This is a genomic window from Streptacidiphilus cavernicola, from assembly GCF_042510955.1.
GTDB classification, from domain to species: domain Bacteria; phylum Actinomycetota; class Actinomycetes; order Streptomycetales; family Streptomycetaceae; genus Streptacidiphilus; species Streptacidiphilus cavernicola.
Genome location: NZ_JBHFAB010000016.1, coordinates 18,256 through 34,822 on the forward strand (window position 1 = coordinate 18,256; position 16,567 = coordinate 34,822).

A 16,567-nucleotide genomic window follows, 5' to 3' on the forward strand; every position below is an offset into this window, starting at 1 on the left:
GGTCAGAACTTCTCCGGGAGGATCAGGGCCACGATCAGGTAGCCCACCAAGGCGACGGAGACGATCAGACCGACGATGTTGTCAGTGGTCACAGTTTCTCCACTCCCCTGACGATCAGGGCGAGGACGGCGAACACGAGGATCGTCACCCCGACGAAGAGAACGTCGAGCATGAGGTTGCACCCCAGGAGTCGAGTGGTTCCGAACCGCTCCGGGGGTTCCCGGGCGGTGCCGCAGATACCGGCACCGCAAGAAAACCGCACGTCAGCCGGTGGGAGCAGCGCTGTTAACGCCTCCCATGCGGCCGACAGGGGAATCTTGACACCCCTTTGACGCGAGCTGATAGCCTCCCCCAGCCTGCGGATGAACAGGCGTTCGCACCGAAGGGGGCTCCCCGCCGTGGAGTACGTGTACACCTACGACCTGTCGCGTGAAGAGGTCGAGGGGTTGCTGGCCGTCCCGGTCGAGTCCACCGGCTTCTTCGGGGGGCTGAAGCGGAAGATGTCGGCAGCCGGAGCGGCCAGGATCGCCGATCGGAGCACCGGACCGACGACGGTGGTCCTCTCCGGGACCGGGCTGCGACTGACCGATGCCCGCGGTGTGCGCGAACTCCGCTGGTCGGACGTGCACTACGTGGTCGAGCGTCCGGGGGTGTGGAGCACGCAGGACGTCGCGCACGGGGCCGCGATCATCCCCGGATCCGCCGTGCCCGAGAGCGAGCGGGCCGCCCTCGCACAGCAACTGCGCACCTGGGTCGGCAGGAAGTACAAGGTGCGCGAGGGCGGCATGGCCGGATCCGTCTGACGCAGGAGACACCCGCGGGCTCCCGGGGCCCGCACTCCGACGTGGCTCAGTACACCGGGACGGCCTCGCGCCAGCGGGCCCACAGGCCCGGGTCGCGGACGCCGAGGACCACACCGCTGACGATGATCTGCAGCATCGCGCAGTCCCTGGCCTCGGTGGTGCGGTCGTGCGCCTCCTGGTCGGACTCGACCACCGCCTCGGTGATCCGCCAGCCGCCCCCGGGGGCCCGGCCGAACTCCGCCTCGTAGACCCCGCGCCCGGCCCAGCTCCGCTGCGCGTACAGCCGGGTGCCCTCCACGAAGACGTCCCACTTGTCCGCCGCGGCGGCGGACCGGTGGCCCTGCCGGATCCGCTCCCACTCGGCGTCGGTCCACACCCGCTCGGGCAGTGCGGTCAGCGGCAGCGGGGCGGCGATCGGCTCGCAGCGGGAGAGGGAGGCTCTGGTCACGGCTTCGTCGGCGGTCACGTCGGTCCTTCTGCAATCCGGTGGCAGGGAGTGCGGTGCGGCTACATCCAACGACCTCGAGGATGGCTTGTACAGCCCTTCACCAGGCAAGATTTCCTCATGTCGGCCTGCCCGCCGACCACCGCCGACCACCGCCGACCACCCGTAGAACCGTTCCGGCACCGACGGTCAGTCACTTCTGCGCCGCTATCGGCAATTTCGCCCGACTCCAGGGATGCAGGGGCCGCGCGTCAGCGGTAGACCTGGATCCGGTCGATCGCCAGCGTGATCGGGTGGGTGGAGCTGGGCACCCGCCCCGGCTGGTCGGAGACGCTCAGGTTGGCGACCAGATAGGCGTGCCACCCCGCGCCGACACCCTTGTGGTCCTGGAAGGCGAGCCGCAGCGGATGGGTGCCGTCACCGAGGTACCAGCTGACGTCGGTGGCGCCGAAGCGCACCCCGACCTCGACCCACTTGCCGAAGCCGACCAGCGGGGAGCGCGCGTAGTCGTAGCCGGGGACCTTGCGGGTGTGGTTGGAGAACTCCAGGATGTCCGGGGTCTCGCTGTGCCACTCCAGGACGTCCACCTCGTTCCCGCCGCGCCAGGTCCACACCCCCGGCCAGGCCCCGTGCCCGCCGCCGCCGGCCCGGTCCGGCAGCCGCAGCCGGACCAGGGCGTAGTCGCCGGTCCTGACCTGGAAGCCGTCGCCGCCCGCGGCCCCCCACGGCTCGGTGGTCAGCAGGCCGGTCTGCCAGGCCCCGTGGGCGGACCGGGCACTGGCGGTGACGTGCAGCATCCCGCCGCTGACCGTCATCGCGGCCGGTTGCAGCCGGTCCAGCTTGGCGTCGCCGCGGTCGCTCACCCCGTCCGGGTAGGCCGACGTACGGTCCGCCCACACGGCGCCGCTCCGCCCCCAGTCCCGCGCCCGGAACTGCTCGCTGAACACCAGCCGCCCCTTCGACGGCGCACCGGCGGGAGCAGCGGCCACCGCGGGCCCGGCCGAGGCCGCCGACAGGGCGGGAACCAGCAGCAGCGCGACGGTGAGGCCGCGCAGCAGGAACGCACCGGGCAGGGCCATACCGCTCCTTCACTCACTGACAAGACGTCACAAGAGGTGACGAACCACCCCTCCGATCCTGACAGCGAATTCCCCCCGCCGCGGCCCCACCCGCCCACCGCCCGCCGATCGGCCTAGCGGACGCTCCACCCCTCATCATCCGTATGTATACGATCCTCTCGAAGTCAGGTCTGCCGCACCGGCCGGTAGGCATCCGCGCTCAGCCCGAAGGTCCAGGCGACGCCCTCGCGCGCGGTCCTGGTCCGCGGCGGGACCCGGAGCCAGTAGACGCGGTGCGTCCCGTCCGGCTCCGGTGTCGCGTTGACCACCTCGACGGTCACCACCGGCTCGTCCCCGTCCAGGTCGATCCGCCAGAGCACCCCAGTCTCGTCCCGGTGCACCGGCGTGGCGCCGGAGTCCGCGAGATAGCGGTCGTAGCCGTAGTGCTCCAGCATGACCCGGCGCAGCTCGGCGTTGTCCTCGACGCGGATCCGCTCCGGGGCCAGGTCGGCGAGACCGTCCAGGAAGTCCGCCGGCACCGGCATCCCGCGCCAGGCGTGCAGGGCGAAGCCGTCCGGGAAAGCCAGCGCCGGACCCTCGGCCCGGTGCAGTCTGCCGGGCTCGTCCTGGTGCAGCTCGACCGGACGCTCCGTCAGCAGCGCCACCTCCGCGTAGGGCCACCACCAGCCCGCCGCCGCGGCCGTCCCGGCGAGCCCGGCCAGCTCCGGCGCGTCCGCGAGCGCCGCCAGCCAGGCGGCGTCGTGCTGCCCGAGCAGCGCGTCCAGCATCGCCACCCGGACGGCGGAGCGCGCCGCGCCGACCGGGCGCGCCGGATCGTCCGGCCCGGCCAGGCGGTCCGCGACCGCGCCGCGTATCCGCAGCACCAGGTCGTTGATCCGGGGCCAGAGCTCCCCTCCGGTCCTGGCCCAGTACTCCGACCAGGCGCTGGGCCCCAGCTCGGCCAGCCGTCGGCTGCGAGCCGCCGCCCACGGCGCGGTCCGCAGCGCCTCGCGGACCGACCGGCCCGCACCGGACGGCTCAGCCGCGACTCCGTGCTCGGCCAGGACCAGCGCCGCCGCGTCGAGGCACTCCCCTGCACCCTCGGCGGCACTCCCGTCGGCCACGGCCGCCCGGACCGCCGCGGCCCGGCCGGTGAGCAGCAGCGCCGCCGCCGTGGCCCGCAGCGGCGAGTCGAACCACACCACCGTGCGCGGCCCGGCCAGCCCGGCCGCACGGTAGGCGGCGCGAACCCCCGCCTCCGCGGCGGCACGATCCGCGGCCCCGGTGCGCAGCGCCACCGTCCGCCACTCAGTGTCCTTCCGACCGTTCGCCATCATCAGGGAACCGCTCATTCGCCCCACCCCTCCACCTGCTTCTGAGACTGCTTCAGTCCGCCACGACGCGCACGCTGCCCGGGGTGTACTCGCGCTGCCGGACCACCCGGTACCAGCCCTTGGCCAGCGCTATCGCCGCGTGCTCCTCGTGCACCACCCGGCCGCCCTCGGCCAGCCGCAGCCAGGCCGGCCCGAACTCGTCGGACTCGCGCAGCAGCTCCCCCGGACCCACCACCGCGTGCGCGTGCCCGGTGACCTCACCGAGAGCGAGCACCAGCCGCCCCCGGCCGTCCCGCGGCTGCGCCGGCAGCGCGCGGATCGTCGGCGGCACCGCCTCCTCGCCCACCGGCACCAGCAGTACGTCACCCTGTCGGAACATGGGACTCCCCTTCCGCGGCGCGCTCTCGACAGCCCGCCGCTTCCCTGTCTCCGACCCTAGGAGCAGCCACTGACAATGACTCTCCGTCACCGCGGTGGCCCCGGCACCGCGATGTCGGCGCCACCTGATAGGAATCAGGGCCTGTTGTCCGAGCCACGCGAGGAGTCACCGCCATGACCGCGCAGCACCTGACCGAGTTCCACGGCCTCCCGGTGTTCGACCTGCCGTCGGCCGACGCGTCCGGTGAGCAGCCCGCGCCCGGCGCCGTCGCCTGGCGGGTCCGCTACGACTGGGACGGGACCGACGACTTCGAGCAGATCTGGCAGCGGTTCCTCGACCGGGTCGACTGCGCCGCGGTCACCGCCCTGGTCATCGGCGCCTGGAGCGAGGAGATGTACGAGGACGGCCTCGACCCTGTGCTGCAACGGGTGATCGACGCCAAGGACCGCTTCCCCGCGCTGAGGGCCTTCTTCCTGGCCGACGTCGAGTCGGAGGAGAACGAGATCTCCTGGATCGAGCAGGTCGACCTGGCGCCGCTGCTGCTGGCCTACCCTGCGCTGGAGGAGTTGGGCGCCCGAGGCGCGCACCGGGTGTTCACCCCGGTCCGGCACACCGCGCTGCGCAAGCTCCGGCTGGAGTCCGGCGGAATGGCGGCGGATGTGGTCCGGGGGATATCAGCGAGCGAACTGCCCGCCCTGGAGCACCTGGAGCTGTGGCTCGGCTCCGAGAACTACGGCGGCGACACCACCGTCGCCGACCTGGCCCCGATCCTCTCCGGGACCCGCTTCCCCGCGCTGCGCCACCTCGGCCTGCAGGACAGCGAGATCCAGGACGCCATCGCCGAGGCGGTCGCGCACGCTCCGGTGGTCCCGGTGCTGGAGACGCTCGCCCTGTCCCTGGGCGTGCTCACCGACGTCGGCGCCGAGGCCCTGCTCTCCGGCCAGCCGCTGACCCACCTGCACCGGCTCGACCTGCACCACCACTTCCTCACCGACGAGTTGGCCCAGCGGCTGCGCGACACCCTGGAACCGGCCGGGGTCGACCTGGACCTCAGCGAACAGGAGAAGCCGGACGAGTCCCACGGCCGACTGTGGCACTACGTCGCCGTCGCGGAATAGCGGCCGTGCGGTCAGCCGACCCGGCGACCGGCACCCGCTTCGCGGTGGTCGGCAATCCGGGGAGCCGACGGGTCGCCATGTTCGACGCGGCGGTGCGCGCCGCGGGCTGTCCCGCGCCCGCGGTGCTCCCCTGGCTGGACGTGCTGCGCGGGGAGTACACCCTGCCCGAGGGAGTGCTGCTGCGGATCGACTCACCGGGCGAGGACGACCGGGTCGACCGGCTGCTGCGCGGAGACGCACTCGGTCCTGGCTGGGATCCGGCCCGGGTGGAGGGCGGGGCGGCGTGGCACCGGCGGTTCACCGCCGCGCTGCGCTCGCTGGACGCCGCGGCGGCGGCCACCCCGGGCTGCACCCTGCTCGGGCACCCGGACGAGATCGCCGCCATGTTCGACAAACGCCGCACCCACGCCCTGCTCGGCGCGGCCGGCGTCCCGGTGCCGCCGGTACTGGACCAGGGCGCGGAAGCGGTGGCGGGCTGGGAGGACCTGCGGGCCCGGCTGGTCCGAGCGGCGATGCCGCGGGTCTTCGTCAAGCCCGCGCACGGCTCCTCCGGCTCCGGGGTGGTCGCGCTGGAACTCGGCCCGCGCGGGCGGGCGATGGCCACCACCTCCGCCGAACTCGTGCACCGGGACGGCGCGGTGCACCTCTACAACTCGCTACGGGTCCGCCGCTACACCGAGGAGGCAGACCTGCGGGCGCTGTTCGACGCGCTGGCGGGCGAGCCGCTGCAGATCGAGCGCTGGCTGCCGAAGGCTGCCCAGCACGGCCGTCCCGCCGACCTGCGGGTGGTGGTGACGGCGGGCCGGGCGACACACGCCCTGCTGCGCACCAGCCGGCACCCGATCACCAACCTCCACCTCGGCGGCGCCCGCGGCGACCTGGACCGGTCCCGCCGGGCCGCAGGGCCCGAGTGGCAGCGGATCCTGGACACCTGCGAGCAGGCGGCCCACTGCTTCCCGCACAGCCCGAACGTGGCCGTGGACGTGCTGCCCTCCGTCGTCTGGCGCCGGCACGCCGTCGGCGAGGTGAACGCCTTCGGCGATCTGCTGCCCCGGCTCACCGGCCTGCCCGGCGGCGGCGCCGAGGGTCAGGACACCTACGCCGCCTTCGTGGCCGCCGTGCTCGACGCCGGAACCGTCCGGGCGGCGTCCGTGGCCGCGGCCTCGGCCGAAGGAGGGAACTGATGGCCGCCTCCCCCGAGGTCGACATGCGGGCGATCGTCGGCAGCCATGACATCCTGCTGCTCACCCTCGACACACTGCGCTACGACGTGGCTGTCGAGCTCGCCGCCGCCGGACGCACGCCGAATCTCAACTCGGTTCTACCAAGCGGTGGTTGGGAACGGCGGCACGCCCCGGGCAGCTTCACCTACGCCTCGCACCAGGCCATCCTGGCCGGCTTCCTGCCGACCCCGGCCGACCCGGGCGGTCCGCATCCGCGGCTGTTCGCGGCGAGCTTCGCCGGCAGCGAGAGCACCGCGGGCACCACCTTCGTCTACGACACCCCCGACCTGGTCTCCGGGCTGGCCGCGGTCGGCTACCGCACCGTCTGCGTCGGCGGCGTCGGCTTCTTCAACAAGCAGGGCCCGCTCGGCTCGGTGCTGCCCGGCCTGTTCCAGGAGAGCCACTGGTCGCCGGAGCTGGGCGTGGCGTCGCCCACCTCGTTCGAGTCCCAGGTCGCGGTCGCCGAGCGGGTCTGCGCCGAGCAGCCGGCCGGGCAGCCGCTGCTGCTGTTCGTCAACGCCTCGGCGCTGCACCAGCCCAACTGGTTCCACCTGTCCGGGGCCACCCGCGAACACGGGGACGACCGCGACTCGCACGCCGCCGCGCTGGAGTACGTCGACCGGCACCTGCCGCGGCTGTTCACGGCGATGCGGCGCCGCCGCCCCTGCTTCGCGATCGTCTGCGCCGACCACGGCACCGCCTACGGCGAGGACGGCTACACCGGCCACCGCATCGGCCACGAGGTCGTCTGGACCGTCCCCTACGCCCACTTCACCATCCCCGCCGAGGAAAGCAGCCGATGAACAGCCCGTCGGACAGCCCCTACCAGAGCTATGTCTACGCCTACCCGCACAAGACCGCCTACCGGCCGCTCGAACCGCGTCCGCTGCTCACGGACCTCTGGGCGGTGGAGCCCAAGCACGCGCTGTCGCTCTACGCCCACATCCCGTTCTGCGAGGTCCGCTGCGGCTTCTGCAACCTGTTCACCAGGATCGGCGCCCCCGAAGGACTGACCACCGCCTACCTGGACGCGCTGGACCGGCAGGCCGCCCGGGTCTCCGCCGCGCTCGGCCCCGAGGCGCGGTTCGCCCAGGCCGCGTTCGGCGGCGGCACCCCCACCTTCCTCACCGCGGCGGAGCTGGAACGTCTCTGCGACATCGTCGAGTCGCGGACCGGCGCGGACCTGACCGCGATCCCGCTGTCGGTGGAGGCCTCCCCGTCCACGGCCACCGCGGACCGGATGGCGGTGCTGGCCGCGCGCGGCGCCACCCGGCTGAGCCTCGGTGTGCAGAGCTTCGTCGAGGAGGAGGCCCGCGCCGCGGTCCGGCCGCAGCGGCGCCAGGACGTCGAGGCGGCCATCGGCCACGTCCGGACGGCCGGGATACCGGTGCTCAACCTCGACCTGATCTACGGCATCGACGGCCAGACCGAGGCCAGTTGGCGGCGCTCCCTGGACGCCGCCCTGGCCTGGGAGCCCGAGGAGCTGTACCTCTACCCGCTCTACGTCCGCCCGCTGACCGGCCTGGCCCGCCGCGAACGGGATGCAGCCGGTGCGGACGATGCCTGGGACGCGCAGCGGCTCGCGCTCTACCGCAGCGGCCGGGACCACCTGCTGGCCAACGGCTACCAGCAGGTGTCGATGCGGATGTTCCGGCGTGCCTCGGCCGCGCAGGCCGGCGGCACCGAGTACTGCTGCCAGACCGACGGCATGATCGGCCTGGGCTGCGGCGCCCGCTCCTACACCGGGGCGCTGCACTACTCCTTCGACTACGCGGTGTCGATGTCCGAGATCCGCGGCATCATCGACGACTATGTCGCGCGCCCGGCCGAGGACTTCGACCGCGCCGAGGTCGGCTGGGCGATGGACGGCGCGGAGGCACGGCGGCGGCACCTGATCCAGTCGCTGCTGCAAGCCGAGGGGCTGGACACCGGCGCCTACCGGGACCGGTTCGGAACCAGGGTCGAGGACGACTTCGCCGAGGGCCTGGAACGACTGCACGACCGCGGCTGGTTGGCCGACGGCGGGTCGGGGTCCGGCGGCGGCGGCACGTCTGACGGCGGGTCGACCGGCCTGCGGCTGACCGCCGAGGGCCTGGCGCACTCCGACGCCGTCGGCCCCGGCTTCTTCTCCGCCCAGGTGGCCACCGCGATGACCGCCTACGCGGCCAAGTAGGCGGCGCCGCGATGGATCTGACGCTTCTCTACCGCGGCCCGCTGGCCTCCTGCGACTACGACTGCCCGTACTGCCCCTTCGCCAAGCGCCGTGACAGCCGGGAGCAGCTCACCGCCGACCGCGCCGCCCTCGACCGCTTCGCCGACTGGGTCCGCGGGCAGCGGGAGGACCGGCTCTCGCTGCTGTTCACCCCCTGGGGCGAGTGCCTGACCCGTTCCTGGTACCGGCGGACGCTGGCCGAACTCAGCAGACTGCCGCAGGTCGCACGGGTCGCCGTGCAGACCAATCTGAGCCACCGCACCTCCTGGACCGAGCAGGCCGACCCGGCCGTCCTCGCACTGTGGACCACGTACCACCCGGGGCAGGTGAGCCATGAGCGGTTCCTGGCCAAGTGCCGCGAACTGGACGCCCGCGCGGTCCGCTACAGCGTCGGCGTGGTCGGCGACCCGGCCCACCTGGACCCGGCCCGGCGGATGCGGGCGGACCTGGCCGACCAGGTCTATCTGTGGGTCAACGCCAAGGAGGGCCACCACTACACCGACGCCGAGGCCGCCGAGTGGACCGCCCTGGACCCGCTGTTCCACTTCAGCCGCCACCCGCACGCCAGCGCGGGGCGGCCCTGCCGCACCGGCGAGTCCGTGGTCTCGGTCGACGGCGAGGGCACGGTCCGCCGCTGCCACTTCGTCAAGGAGCCGCTGGGCAACCTCTACGACGGCAGCTACCGCGCGGCGCTGCGCCCCCGCGGCTGCCCGCTCGCCGTGTGCGACTGCCACATCGGCTACGTCCACCTGGAGTCGCTCCCGCTCTACGACGTCTTCGCCGGCGGCGTGCTGGAGCGGATCCCGCGCCGGCAGGAGACTCCTGGCCGGGGTCTCAGCGCAGCAAGGTGAGGAGCAGTTCCTCGACCTCCTCGCCGCGGGCGTTCGCGTAGCCGCGGTCGGTGCCGGTGACCGTGAAGCCGCAGTTGCGCAGGACCTGGAGCGAGCCAAGGTTGTCCGCGACCGCGCGGGCGTGCAGGGGGCGCTCCGGCACGATGCCGAGCAGTTGCCGCAGGGCGGAGGTCGCCGCTCCCCGGCCCCAGTACTGCCGCTCGATCCAGTAGGTGACCTCGCGCTCCTCCGGCGGACCGTATACCGCGACGTGCCCGAGGATCTCGCCGTTTCCGTCGCTGCCGTCGACAGCGCCGCCGCCACTGACGACGGCGCGCATGACGATCGCCGGATCCTGGCGGATCCGGGCCCAGTGCTCCTCGAACCTGGTGCGGTCGGACGGGTCCTCAGCGGTGAACGCCGCCATCCGGAGCGCCTCGGGGTCGTTCATCTGGGCGAAGAAGACCGGCAGGTCGGCGTCCTCCACCGGCCGCAGCCTTACTTCCATCGGAACCGTCGCCATCTGTGCCTCCCGTTTCCCGATCATCTCAGAGGAGCGGTCGGGGTGCGGGAGACCAGGTGCCCCCACCAGATGAGACGGTACTCCGAGGTGAACTCGGGGGTGCAGGTGGTCAGGGTGAGGTACTGGCCGACGCTGCGGTAGCCGCCCTGGGCCGGGATCGGGTCGAGCACCGCGTAGTCCTGCTCGGTGGTCTGCGGCAGTTCCCGGTCCAGTACGTAGCGGTAGTCGTCGTGCGGCGTGTCCACCAGGACGGTGTCGCCCACGGCCAGCCGGTTGATCCAGCGGAACGGCTCGCCGTGGGTGTTGCGGTGCGCGGCCAGGCCGAAGTTCCCTGGTGTTCCCGGCAGTTGGGTGTCGTCGTAGTGGCCCACCGCGCCGCTGTCGAGGACCGTGGCCTTGTCCACGCCCTGCCTGATGGTGAAGTGGTAGGGGTGTCCCAGCGCACGCAGGTGCGGAATGGTGATGGTGCCGAGGATCTGCCCTGCGGGCGGCACCGGCGGCGCGCCGGGCGGCGGGGCCGGTGCGGCGACCGGCGGCGGGCCGGTCGGTGACAGCGCGGGGGTGCCGCCGCCGTCACCGGCCGGGGTGCCGGGGCCCGCGGCCGAGATCAGCCCGCAGACCACCGCGCCGATCCCGGTCAGCACCACCGAGGGCCAGGCCAGCCGCCGCAGTGAGTGAACATTCACCCACGACCTCCGCCGGGGGGCTTTCAGCCAGGATCGCAGTGAGTGAGCATTCACCAACCACCGCCGCCACAAGGCACTCACCCACGACCCCAGCGAGTGAGCGCTCACCCCCGCCGCCCCCGTCCCGCCGTCCGCAGCCGCTGCGCCAGCAGGACGCTGCCGGCCGCCAGGTACTCGCAGCTCTTGAGCAGCACCAACCCGGCCACCAGCACCGGGTCCCGGCTCAGCCGCCAGCCCTGCCGGGCCAGACCGAGCAGACGCCCTGGACTGGCCTGCGCGGCGAACGCCGCCGGGTGCTTGGCCGCGAACAGCCCCGCCGTATGGGCGTAGTGGGCCTTGGTGCGCATGGTCCCGCGCAGGGTGATGTCGCCCTCGTGGTGCAGCAGCGCGCGGGTGGTGCCGGCGACCCGCGCGCCGGTGGCGCGGACCCGCAGGTCGAGGTCCTTGTCCTCGGCCCAGACCAGTGCCTCGTCATGGCCGCCGACCTGGTCGTAGAGGGAGCGGCGCAGGCAGCGCAGCGACTGCAGCAGCGGATCGCCGTCCTGGCAGCGCTTCTCCAGCACCTTGCAGCGGGCCCAGAAGCCCTCGCCCACCGAGATCTCAGGGATCACCAGGGCGTCGTAGCGGGGGTCGGCGAGCAGGGCGCCGCACTCCTCCAGCAGCCCCGGCTGCGCCGTCATGTCCGAGTCCAGGTGCAGCACGATGCCGCCGCCTGCCCGCGCCGTGCCGCGGCGTCGGCCCGCGGCCCTGGTCGGGTTGTCGTGCAGCAGCGTCACGGTGACACCCTGTCGGCGGTAGTCCTCGATCAGCGGCTCCAGCGGTTCGGCCGAGCGGACGTCGTCGTTGACGACGATCTCCACCCCGGCCCGGTCGGGCCCGGCGGTCAGCGAGTCGAGCAGGCGCCGCACCTGGTCCCTGCGGTCGCGGGTGGGCACGACCACGGAGATTCGGGGAGGCACGGCGGCGGTGGTCATCGGTCTGCTCCGGGAGAGAGGGCGGGTACGGTCGGGCCGTCGGCGGGCTGCGGCGGCCGGGGAACGGCGACGGGCGGATGGCCGCGACGCGGGAGGCGCGGGAACAGCCGCGGCGGCAGCGACAGCGGCCCCCGCGGCAGACGCGGCCACGGCCGCCGCAGGTGCCGCCGCAGCCTCCACGGCAGGATGAGCGCCAGCGCGAGCAGCAGGGCCGCGCCGGACAGCGCCAGCGCCGGGTGCCACCACCGGTCGGGGCCGAACTCCGCGGTCAGGTCCGCCGAGCCGTGGCCGGTGACCAGCCACGCCTGCCGGAAGCCGTCGATCTCCAGCGGACGCGCGGTCCAGCCGGAGGGCAGTCCGGCCAGGGTCCAGCGGGAGTCGAAGGCGTCGGGGAAGGCGACCAGCGCGGTCCCGTCCAGCCCGGTCACCCGCAGGGCACGCGGTCCGCTCGCACGGACCACGGCGGGGTGCGCGACGGCGGTCGAGCCACCGGAAGCGGTCAGGCTGCCCGGAGTCGTCAGGCTTCCCGGAGCGGTCGGGCTGCCCGGAGCGGTCGGCGTGATCCGGACCGCCGCGGACGGGAGGGTCGGCGCCAGCCCGACCTGGTCGTACTCGACCGCGGTGGTCCCGGCGTCCTGCCCGTCCGCGTAGAGGTAGAGGGTCAGCCCGCGGGTCCCGGCGGGCAGTGCCAGCGTGGTGTCCAGGGTGTTCCAGGCGGAACTGTCGCTCAGCGCGGGCAGCTCATCAGCGCAGCGGTCAGGGCCCGCCTCCCACAGGCAGATCCGGGCCGGGCTGCCCCGCACGGTGCGGTAGCGCAGGTGGAGCCGGTAGTCGGTGCCGGGGGCGGGGGTATCCGCCGAGGTGGTGACGCAGGCCGCGTGGTCGCGAGCCTCCAGGTGCACCCCCTGGTCCGGCAACAGCGCGGCGACCAGGCCGACCTGGCGCGGAGTGCGGGAGTCACGCCGGGCGCAGTCCTGCAGTCCGGTGAAGCCGCCGAACGGTGCGGCGGTGACGGCCGGCAGCGCCTGCAACCGGTGCGGACCGGCGGTCGCCTGCCAGGTCAGCGCCGCGGCGGGGGTCGCGGGCACGGTGACGGTGCGGTCCGGGACCAGCGCCTGGGCCCGGAGGTCGGCGAACGCGACCTCGCCGGGGTCTCCCCCGCCCGGGGACGCATCGGCGTATCCGTACAGCGCGGTCACCCCGGCGCCGATCCGGGCCACCCCGGTCCAGGTCCGCCAGCCGGGCGCGGCGGCGAGCTGGGTCGCCAGCGCGCAGCGGTTCGGGCCCTGCTGCCACAGGCAGAGCCGCAGCCCGACACCGGAGACGGTGCGGTAACGCAGCGTCAGCGACACCAGCCGGACGCCGGGAGCGGCCCGCAGCGGCATCCGGACGCAGGCGGTGCCGCTGGTCGCCCGCACGGTCCAGGCGCCGGTCCGGTCCCGGGTGGCCCGGTCGTCCGGGGCCGCGCCGCAGCCGCCGGTGGACTGGCCGCTCGGCGGGGCGGTCAGGTCCCGCCCGGCGACGACGACGCCGACCGCCGCCCCCGGACGCAGCGTCAGCGGCGCGCCGTCGCGCCAGGGCAGCGGGGTTCCGCCGACCAGCAGCGCCGCGGGTGAGGACCCGGCCGGGCCGACCGGCAGCGGCGCGGCCCGGTCCGCAGTCAGCGGCGTGCCGTCCAACTCCAGCCGCGGTCCCGGGACCAGAGCGGCCCGGTTGCCAGTGGCCGGGGACGGGGCGGTCATCACATAGCCGGTGCCGGCCGTGCCGTCGACGGCCACGCGGTAGCCGCCGGTCCGGTCGAGCGTGAACGGGTGCGCGGTGGTGTCGGCCAGCGCGATCGTCGCCGAACTGACCGGAACGGTGGGGTCGTCGGTGGTGGCACCGCGGCCCGCCACAGCGGCGGCGACGGCACCCGGGTCGGGCGGGTCGTCGAAGCTCAGCGCGGCGGGCGGCGGCCCGGCCGCCGGGAGCCGGTACAGGTCGGCCACCCCGGCCGCCTGTTCGAGTCGGGCGCCGGGCAGCGCACGGAGCCCGGCGGAGAGCCGGACCGGGTCGGCGGTAGCCTGGTCGCCGGCGGCGGACACCAGGTCGCGCCGCACGATGACCTGGTCGACGTCCAGGGCGCGGAGCGCGCCCAGTGCGGTCCGCGGGTCACCGGTCAGCAGGCTGTGCTCGGCCAGCGACATCAGACCCGCCAGTTGCGGCGAGGCGTCGAAGTAGCCGCCGGGGAGGCGCTGCAGCAGTGGGCGGCGCAGGAGTTGCTGCGGCACGGTGTCGGCACCGTGGTAGCCCCAGGTGGTCAGCACCTGGTAGTAGCTCTGCAAGGGGAGTTCCAGGACCTTCCCGGGGGCGGGCGAGGCGTTGGCCTGGTCCGCGAGGCGCTGCCAGGCGGCGGGCACCGCCACCGAGGCGGACGGCAGCGGCGAGCGGGACTCGGTCACCACCGCGCCGGTCCACAGCGGCCACGGGTAGACCGCAGCCGCCACCACCCCGGCACAGCACACCAGTCCGGCAACCCGCCGCGGCCCGAACGGCAGCCGGGCGAACCGGCGCTGAGCGGACGACAGCCGAGCGAATGGCAGCCGGGCGAACGGGCGCTGGGCGAACGGCTGCCGGGCGAACGGCACCCGAGCGGACGGCAGCCAGGCCGACGCGAGCCAGCCACCCGCCGCACGGCCGAACCGCGGCCCCTCCAGGGTCCGTTCCACCGCCGCGCCCGCCAGGACGCAGATCAGCAGCATCAGCAGCACGCCGAACTTGCTCATCGGCTCGCGGAACAGCCACATGCCGGGGATGTGTGCATACAGCCAGGCGTTGACCCCGACCAGCGGCGGGTGCAGGCCCTTGCAGAGCAGGACCAGGGCCAGCGCGCCCGCCGCCAGCAGCCGCAGCCCGCGCCGCGATCCGCGCGGGCCGGGCGGGAACAGCGCCCCGGCCCCGGCCAGCAGCGGCAGGGCCCAGCGCAGCGCGGCCCACCAGGGCCGGTCCATGGCCGGTGCGAAGGGGTAGTACTCGGAGAACTTCCAGCCCCAGTTGGCGTTCAGCGCCACGATGTTGCCCAGTGAGTTGCGGGTCTGGGTCCAGGCCCAGGCCGCGACATTGGTCTGCGCGCTGAACGAGGAAGCTCCGCCGCCTCCCTGAAGTGTGATCAACTCAGGTACCAGCCACCACAGTTGAAGCAGCATCAGCAGTGGCAGTGCTCGCAGTGCCAGCACCAGGGCCGGACGCAGCCGCCCGCCGGTGAGTCGGCCCGCGGCCAAGGTGACGGCGGTGGCGCCGAGGGCGACCACGGCCAGCAGCGGCGGGTTCATCCCCAGGTAGCACAGCGGCAGCGAGCTGAGCCCCAGCACCGAGGCCCGCATCGTCCGGCCCTGCGCGGCCCGCAGCAGTTGTCCGGCCAGCGCCGCCGTCACCGCCGCGGCGAGCACCGGCAGCGGGTTGAGCAGGCTGACCAGGACGTAGACGTTGGCGACCGAAAGCACCCCGGCCGCAGCCGCGGCGGCCGGGCGGCGCAGCCAGACCGAGGCCAGATAGGCGGTCGCGGCGGCGCAGCCGCCCAGGATCAGCGCGTAGAGCAGGGCCTGCGCGGCGGCCGGACCGAGCCCCACCACCGCGCACAGCCGGATCAGGACCAGGTCGGGCAGCCGGGTGATCTCATAGGAGGGCCCGCCCGCCCCGGAGGTCTGGTGACCCCAGACGCTGCCCAGCTCCGCGCCGAGCGAGTCGCGCAGGAACGGCCCGACGTCCCCAGTGGCGAAGAACCGGCCGGGCCGGTACCAGAACAGCGGCATCACCGCGCCCAGCAGCGCGGGCAGCAGGTAGCGCAGCAATAGATCCTGACGCTTCGTCAACCATCCCCGCAGCGCGCTCATCGGACTGCCGCCCGGATCGGACGGCGCGTCAAAGAGCCGACCGCCGCGGCCTCGACCGCCGTTCTGAGTACCTGTTCGGCGACGTCGTCCCAGGGCAGTGCCCCGCCCTCCCAGCCGTCGGCGGCCGAGGCGGCGGTCAGCCGGGGCAGGTGCCGGAGCAGCGCCGCGGCCAGCGCCGCGGGGTCCGGCGGCACCAGGACGCCGCGGGCGGCCGGCACCGAGTCGCACAGTCCGGGGCGGTCGTAGCCGATGGTCGGGGTGCCCATGGCCGCGGCTTCGTCCACCACCAGCGCCCAGCCCTCGCGCAGCGAGGTGGCCACCAGCACATGGGCGCGGGCCAGCAGTTCGTCCCTGGCGGCGGTGTCCACCCGGCCGTAGAAGGTGACCCCGGGCGGCGCCGAGCGCTCCAGGCTCCGGCGCAGCGGGCCGTCTCCGATGATCCACAGCTGGGCGTCCGGCAGCTCCCGGCGCAGCCGGGCGAAGGCGGCGACGGCGTGGTCGACCTGCTTGACCTCGGCCAGCCGCCCCAGCACCGCGATGGTCGGCGCGGTCTCCCTGCCGACGGCCGGGCGCGGCCGACGGGTGATCCCCTCGGGCACCAACCGGACGTCGGTCAGCCCGTAGTCGCGGAGCGAGTCCCGGCTGGACGGCGAGACGGTCAGCACCGGGGTGCCGCGCAGCGAGCGCAGCCAGGCGGGTTCGGCCAGGTGGCGTCCGGCCCAGGACAGCGGCGGCGGGAACTCGGCGGACCAGATCTCCCGGGCGACCTGGTGCACCAGCGCCACCGTCGGGGTCCCGCCGCTCCAGCGGTAGCAGCCGAAGGGGCGGGTGTTGACCTCGTCGACCAGCAGGTCGAAGCGGCCCCGGCCGTACGCGGCGTACCAGTGCCTGGCCTGCCGGTAGACCCCGAGCCGACTGCCGCGGCGGACCGTCTCCACCCCGTCCGTCCGCTCGTGCTCCGGGCGGCCGGGGACGGCGGCGGCGAACCAGGTGACCTGGTGCCCGGCGGCGGCCCAGCGGGTGAGCACCTCCCGGGTGTAGGTCTCGGCTCCGCCAGCGGCCGGGTGGGCGCTGTCCTTCCAGTTGAACAGGCAGATGCGCATGGCCTCG

Annotated in this window: 17 protein-coding genes; 6 read left to right on the forward strand and 11 right to left on the reverse strand. The window is 74.1% G+C overall.

What is annotated here, in order from left to right:
• Window positions 1-2: 2 nt before the first annotated feature.
• Both kdpF and ACEZDE_RS21125 read right to left on the reverse strand, forming a co-directional pair.
• Complete coding sequence (gene kdpF, locus ACEZDE_RS21120) at window positions 3-92, reverse strand: K(+)-transporting ATPase subunit F (protein WP_380538099.1); 90 nt, start codon at window positions 90-92, stop codon at window positions 3-5.
• Entirely contained in the window at window positions 89-415 is a 327-nt protein-coding gene (locus tag ACEZDE_RS21125) for a hypothetical protein (protein ID WP_380538101.1), read from the reverse strand. The genes kdpF and ACEZDE_RS21125 overlap by 4 nt, the downstream gene beginning before the upstream one ends.
• On the opposite strand from ACEZDE_RS21125, the gene ACEZDE_RS21130 reads away from it, so the two are divergent.
• Window positions 399-803 carry a hypothetical protein gene (locus ACEZDE_RS21130; protein ID WP_380538103.1) on the forward strand — a complete coding sequence of 135 codons (405 nt, stop codon included), beginning with the start codon at window positions 399-401 and terminating at the stop codon, window positions 801-803. The two genes, ACEZDE_RS21125 and ACEZDE_RS21130, sit on opposite strands and share 17 nt — an antisense overlap.
• A 46-nt stretch (window positions 804-849) precedes the next feature.
• Here ACEZDE_RS21130 and ACEZDE_RS21135 read toward each other — a convergent pair whose 3' ends face one another.
• The 4 genes from ACEZDE_RS21135 to ACEZDE_RS21150 form a co-directional block, all read right to left on the reverse strand.
• Window positions 850-1,269: a hypothetical protein gene (locus tag ACEZDE_RS21135; RefSeq protein WP_380538104.1), complete on the reverse strand. Its 420-nt coding sequence runs from the start codon at window positions 1,267-1,269 to the stop codon at window positions 850-852.
• Window positions 1,270-1,499: 230 nt separating this feature from the next.
• Entirely contained in the window at window positions 1,500-2,327 is an 828-nt protein-coding gene (locus ACEZDE_RS21140; protein ID WP_380538105.1) for a beta-glucanase, read from the reverse strand.
• A 164-nt stretch (window positions 2,328-2,491) separates the two neighbouring features.
• Window positions 2,492-3,643 carry a DUF6745 domain-containing protein gene (locus tag ACEZDE_RS21145; protein ID WP_449341711.1) on the reverse strand — a complete coding sequence of 384 codons (1,152 nt, stop codon included), beginning with the start codon at window positions 3,641-3,643 and terminating at the stop codon, window positions 2,492-2,494.
• A gap of 49 nt (window positions 3,644-3,692) precedes the next feature.
• On the reverse strand, window positions 3,693-4,019 hold the full coding sequence (locus tag ACEZDE_RS21150) for a hypothetical protein (protein WP_380538109.1): 327 nt from the start codon (window positions 4,017-4,019) through the stop codon (window positions 3,693-3,695).
• Window positions 4,020-4,192: 173 nt separating this feature from the next.
• On the opposite strand from ACEZDE_RS21150, the gene ACEZDE_RS21155 reads away from it, so the two are divergent.
• The 5 genes from ACEZDE_RS21155 to ACEZDE_RS21175 are packed head-to-tail and all read left to right on the forward strand — an operon-like array spanning window position 4,193 to window position 9,423.
• Complete coding sequence (locus ACEZDE_RS21155) at window positions 4,193-5,137, forward strand: STM4015 family protein (protein ID WP_380538111.1); 945 nt, start codon at window positions 4,193-4,195, stop codon at window positions 5,135-5,137.
• 5 nt (window positions 5,138-5,142) lie between these two features.
• Window positions 5,143-6,321, forward strand: a complete 1,179-nt coding sequence (locus ACEZDE_RS21160; protein WP_380538113.1) for an STM4014 family protein — start codon at window positions 5,143-5,145, stop codon at window positions 6,319-6,321.
• A 23-nt stretch (window positions 6,322-6,344) separates the two neighbouring features.
• Window positions 6,345-7,163, forward strand: a complete 819-nt coding sequence (locus ACEZDE_RS21165) for an STM4013/SEN3800 family hydrolase (RefSeq protein WP_380538350.1) — start codon at window positions 6,345-6,347, stop codon at window positions 7,161-7,163.
• Complete coding sequence (locus ACEZDE_RS21170; protein WP_380538115.1) at window positions 7,160-8,533, forward strand: STM4012 family radical SAM protein; 1,374 nt, start codon at window positions 7,160-7,162, stop codon at window positions 8,531-8,533. Before ACEZDE_RS21165 ends, ACEZDE_RS21170 begins: the two co-directional genes overlap by 4 nt.
• Window positions 8,534-8,544: 11 nt before the next feature.
• Window positions 8,545-9,423 carry an STM4011 family radical SAM protein gene (locus ACEZDE_RS21175; RefSeq protein ID WP_380538117.1) on the forward strand — a complete coding sequence of 293 codons (879 nt, stop codon included), beginning with the start codon at window positions 8,545-8,547 and terminating at the stop codon, window positions 9,421-9,423.
• On the opposite strand, the gene ACEZDE_RS21180 is transcribed toward ACEZDE_RS21175, so the two are convergent.
• The 5 genes from ACEZDE_RS21180 to ACEZDE_RS21200 all read right to left on the reverse strand — a co-directional run bounded on the left by ACEZDE_RS21180 (window position 9,407) and on the right by ACEZDE_RS21200 (window position 16,560).
• The gene (locus ACEZDE_RS21180) at window positions 9,407-9,910 is read right to left on the reverse strand and encodes a GNAT family N-acetyltransferase (RefSeq protein WP_380538352.1); all 504 of its coding nucleotides are present in this window, start codon (window positions 9,908-9,910) and stop codon (window positions 9,407-9,409) included. The genes ACEZDE_RS21175 and ACEZDE_RS21180 overlap by 17 nt on opposite strands.
• Window positions 9,911-9,945: 35 nt before the next feature.
• Window positions 9,946-10,611, reverse strand: a complete 666-nt coding sequence (locus ACEZDE_RS21185; protein ID WP_380538120.1) for a class E sortase — start codon at window positions 10,609-10,611, stop codon at window positions 9,946-9,948.
• Between the two features lie 104 nt (window positions 10,612-10,715).
• Entirely contained in the window at window positions 10,716-11,585 is an 870-nt protein-coding gene (locus ACEZDE_RS21190; protein ID WP_380538122.1) for a glycosyltransferase family 2 protein, read from the reverse strand.
• On the reverse strand, window positions 11,582-15,436 hold the full coding sequence (locus tag ACEZDE_RS21195) for a hypothetical protein (RefSeq protein ID WP_380538124.1): 3,855 nt from the start codon (window positions 15,434-15,436) through the stop codon (window positions 11,582-11,584). Before ACEZDE_RS21195 ends, ACEZDE_RS21190 begins: the two co-directional genes overlap by 4 nt.
• A 17-nt stretch (window positions 15,437-15,453) precedes the next feature.
• Window positions 15,454-16,560, reverse strand: a complete 1,107-nt coding sequence (locus tag ACEZDE_RS21200; protein WP_380538126.1) for a glycosyltransferase family 4 protein — start codon at window positions 16,558-16,560, stop codon at window positions 15,454-15,456.
• Window positions 16,561-16,567: the final 7 nt, after the last annotated feature.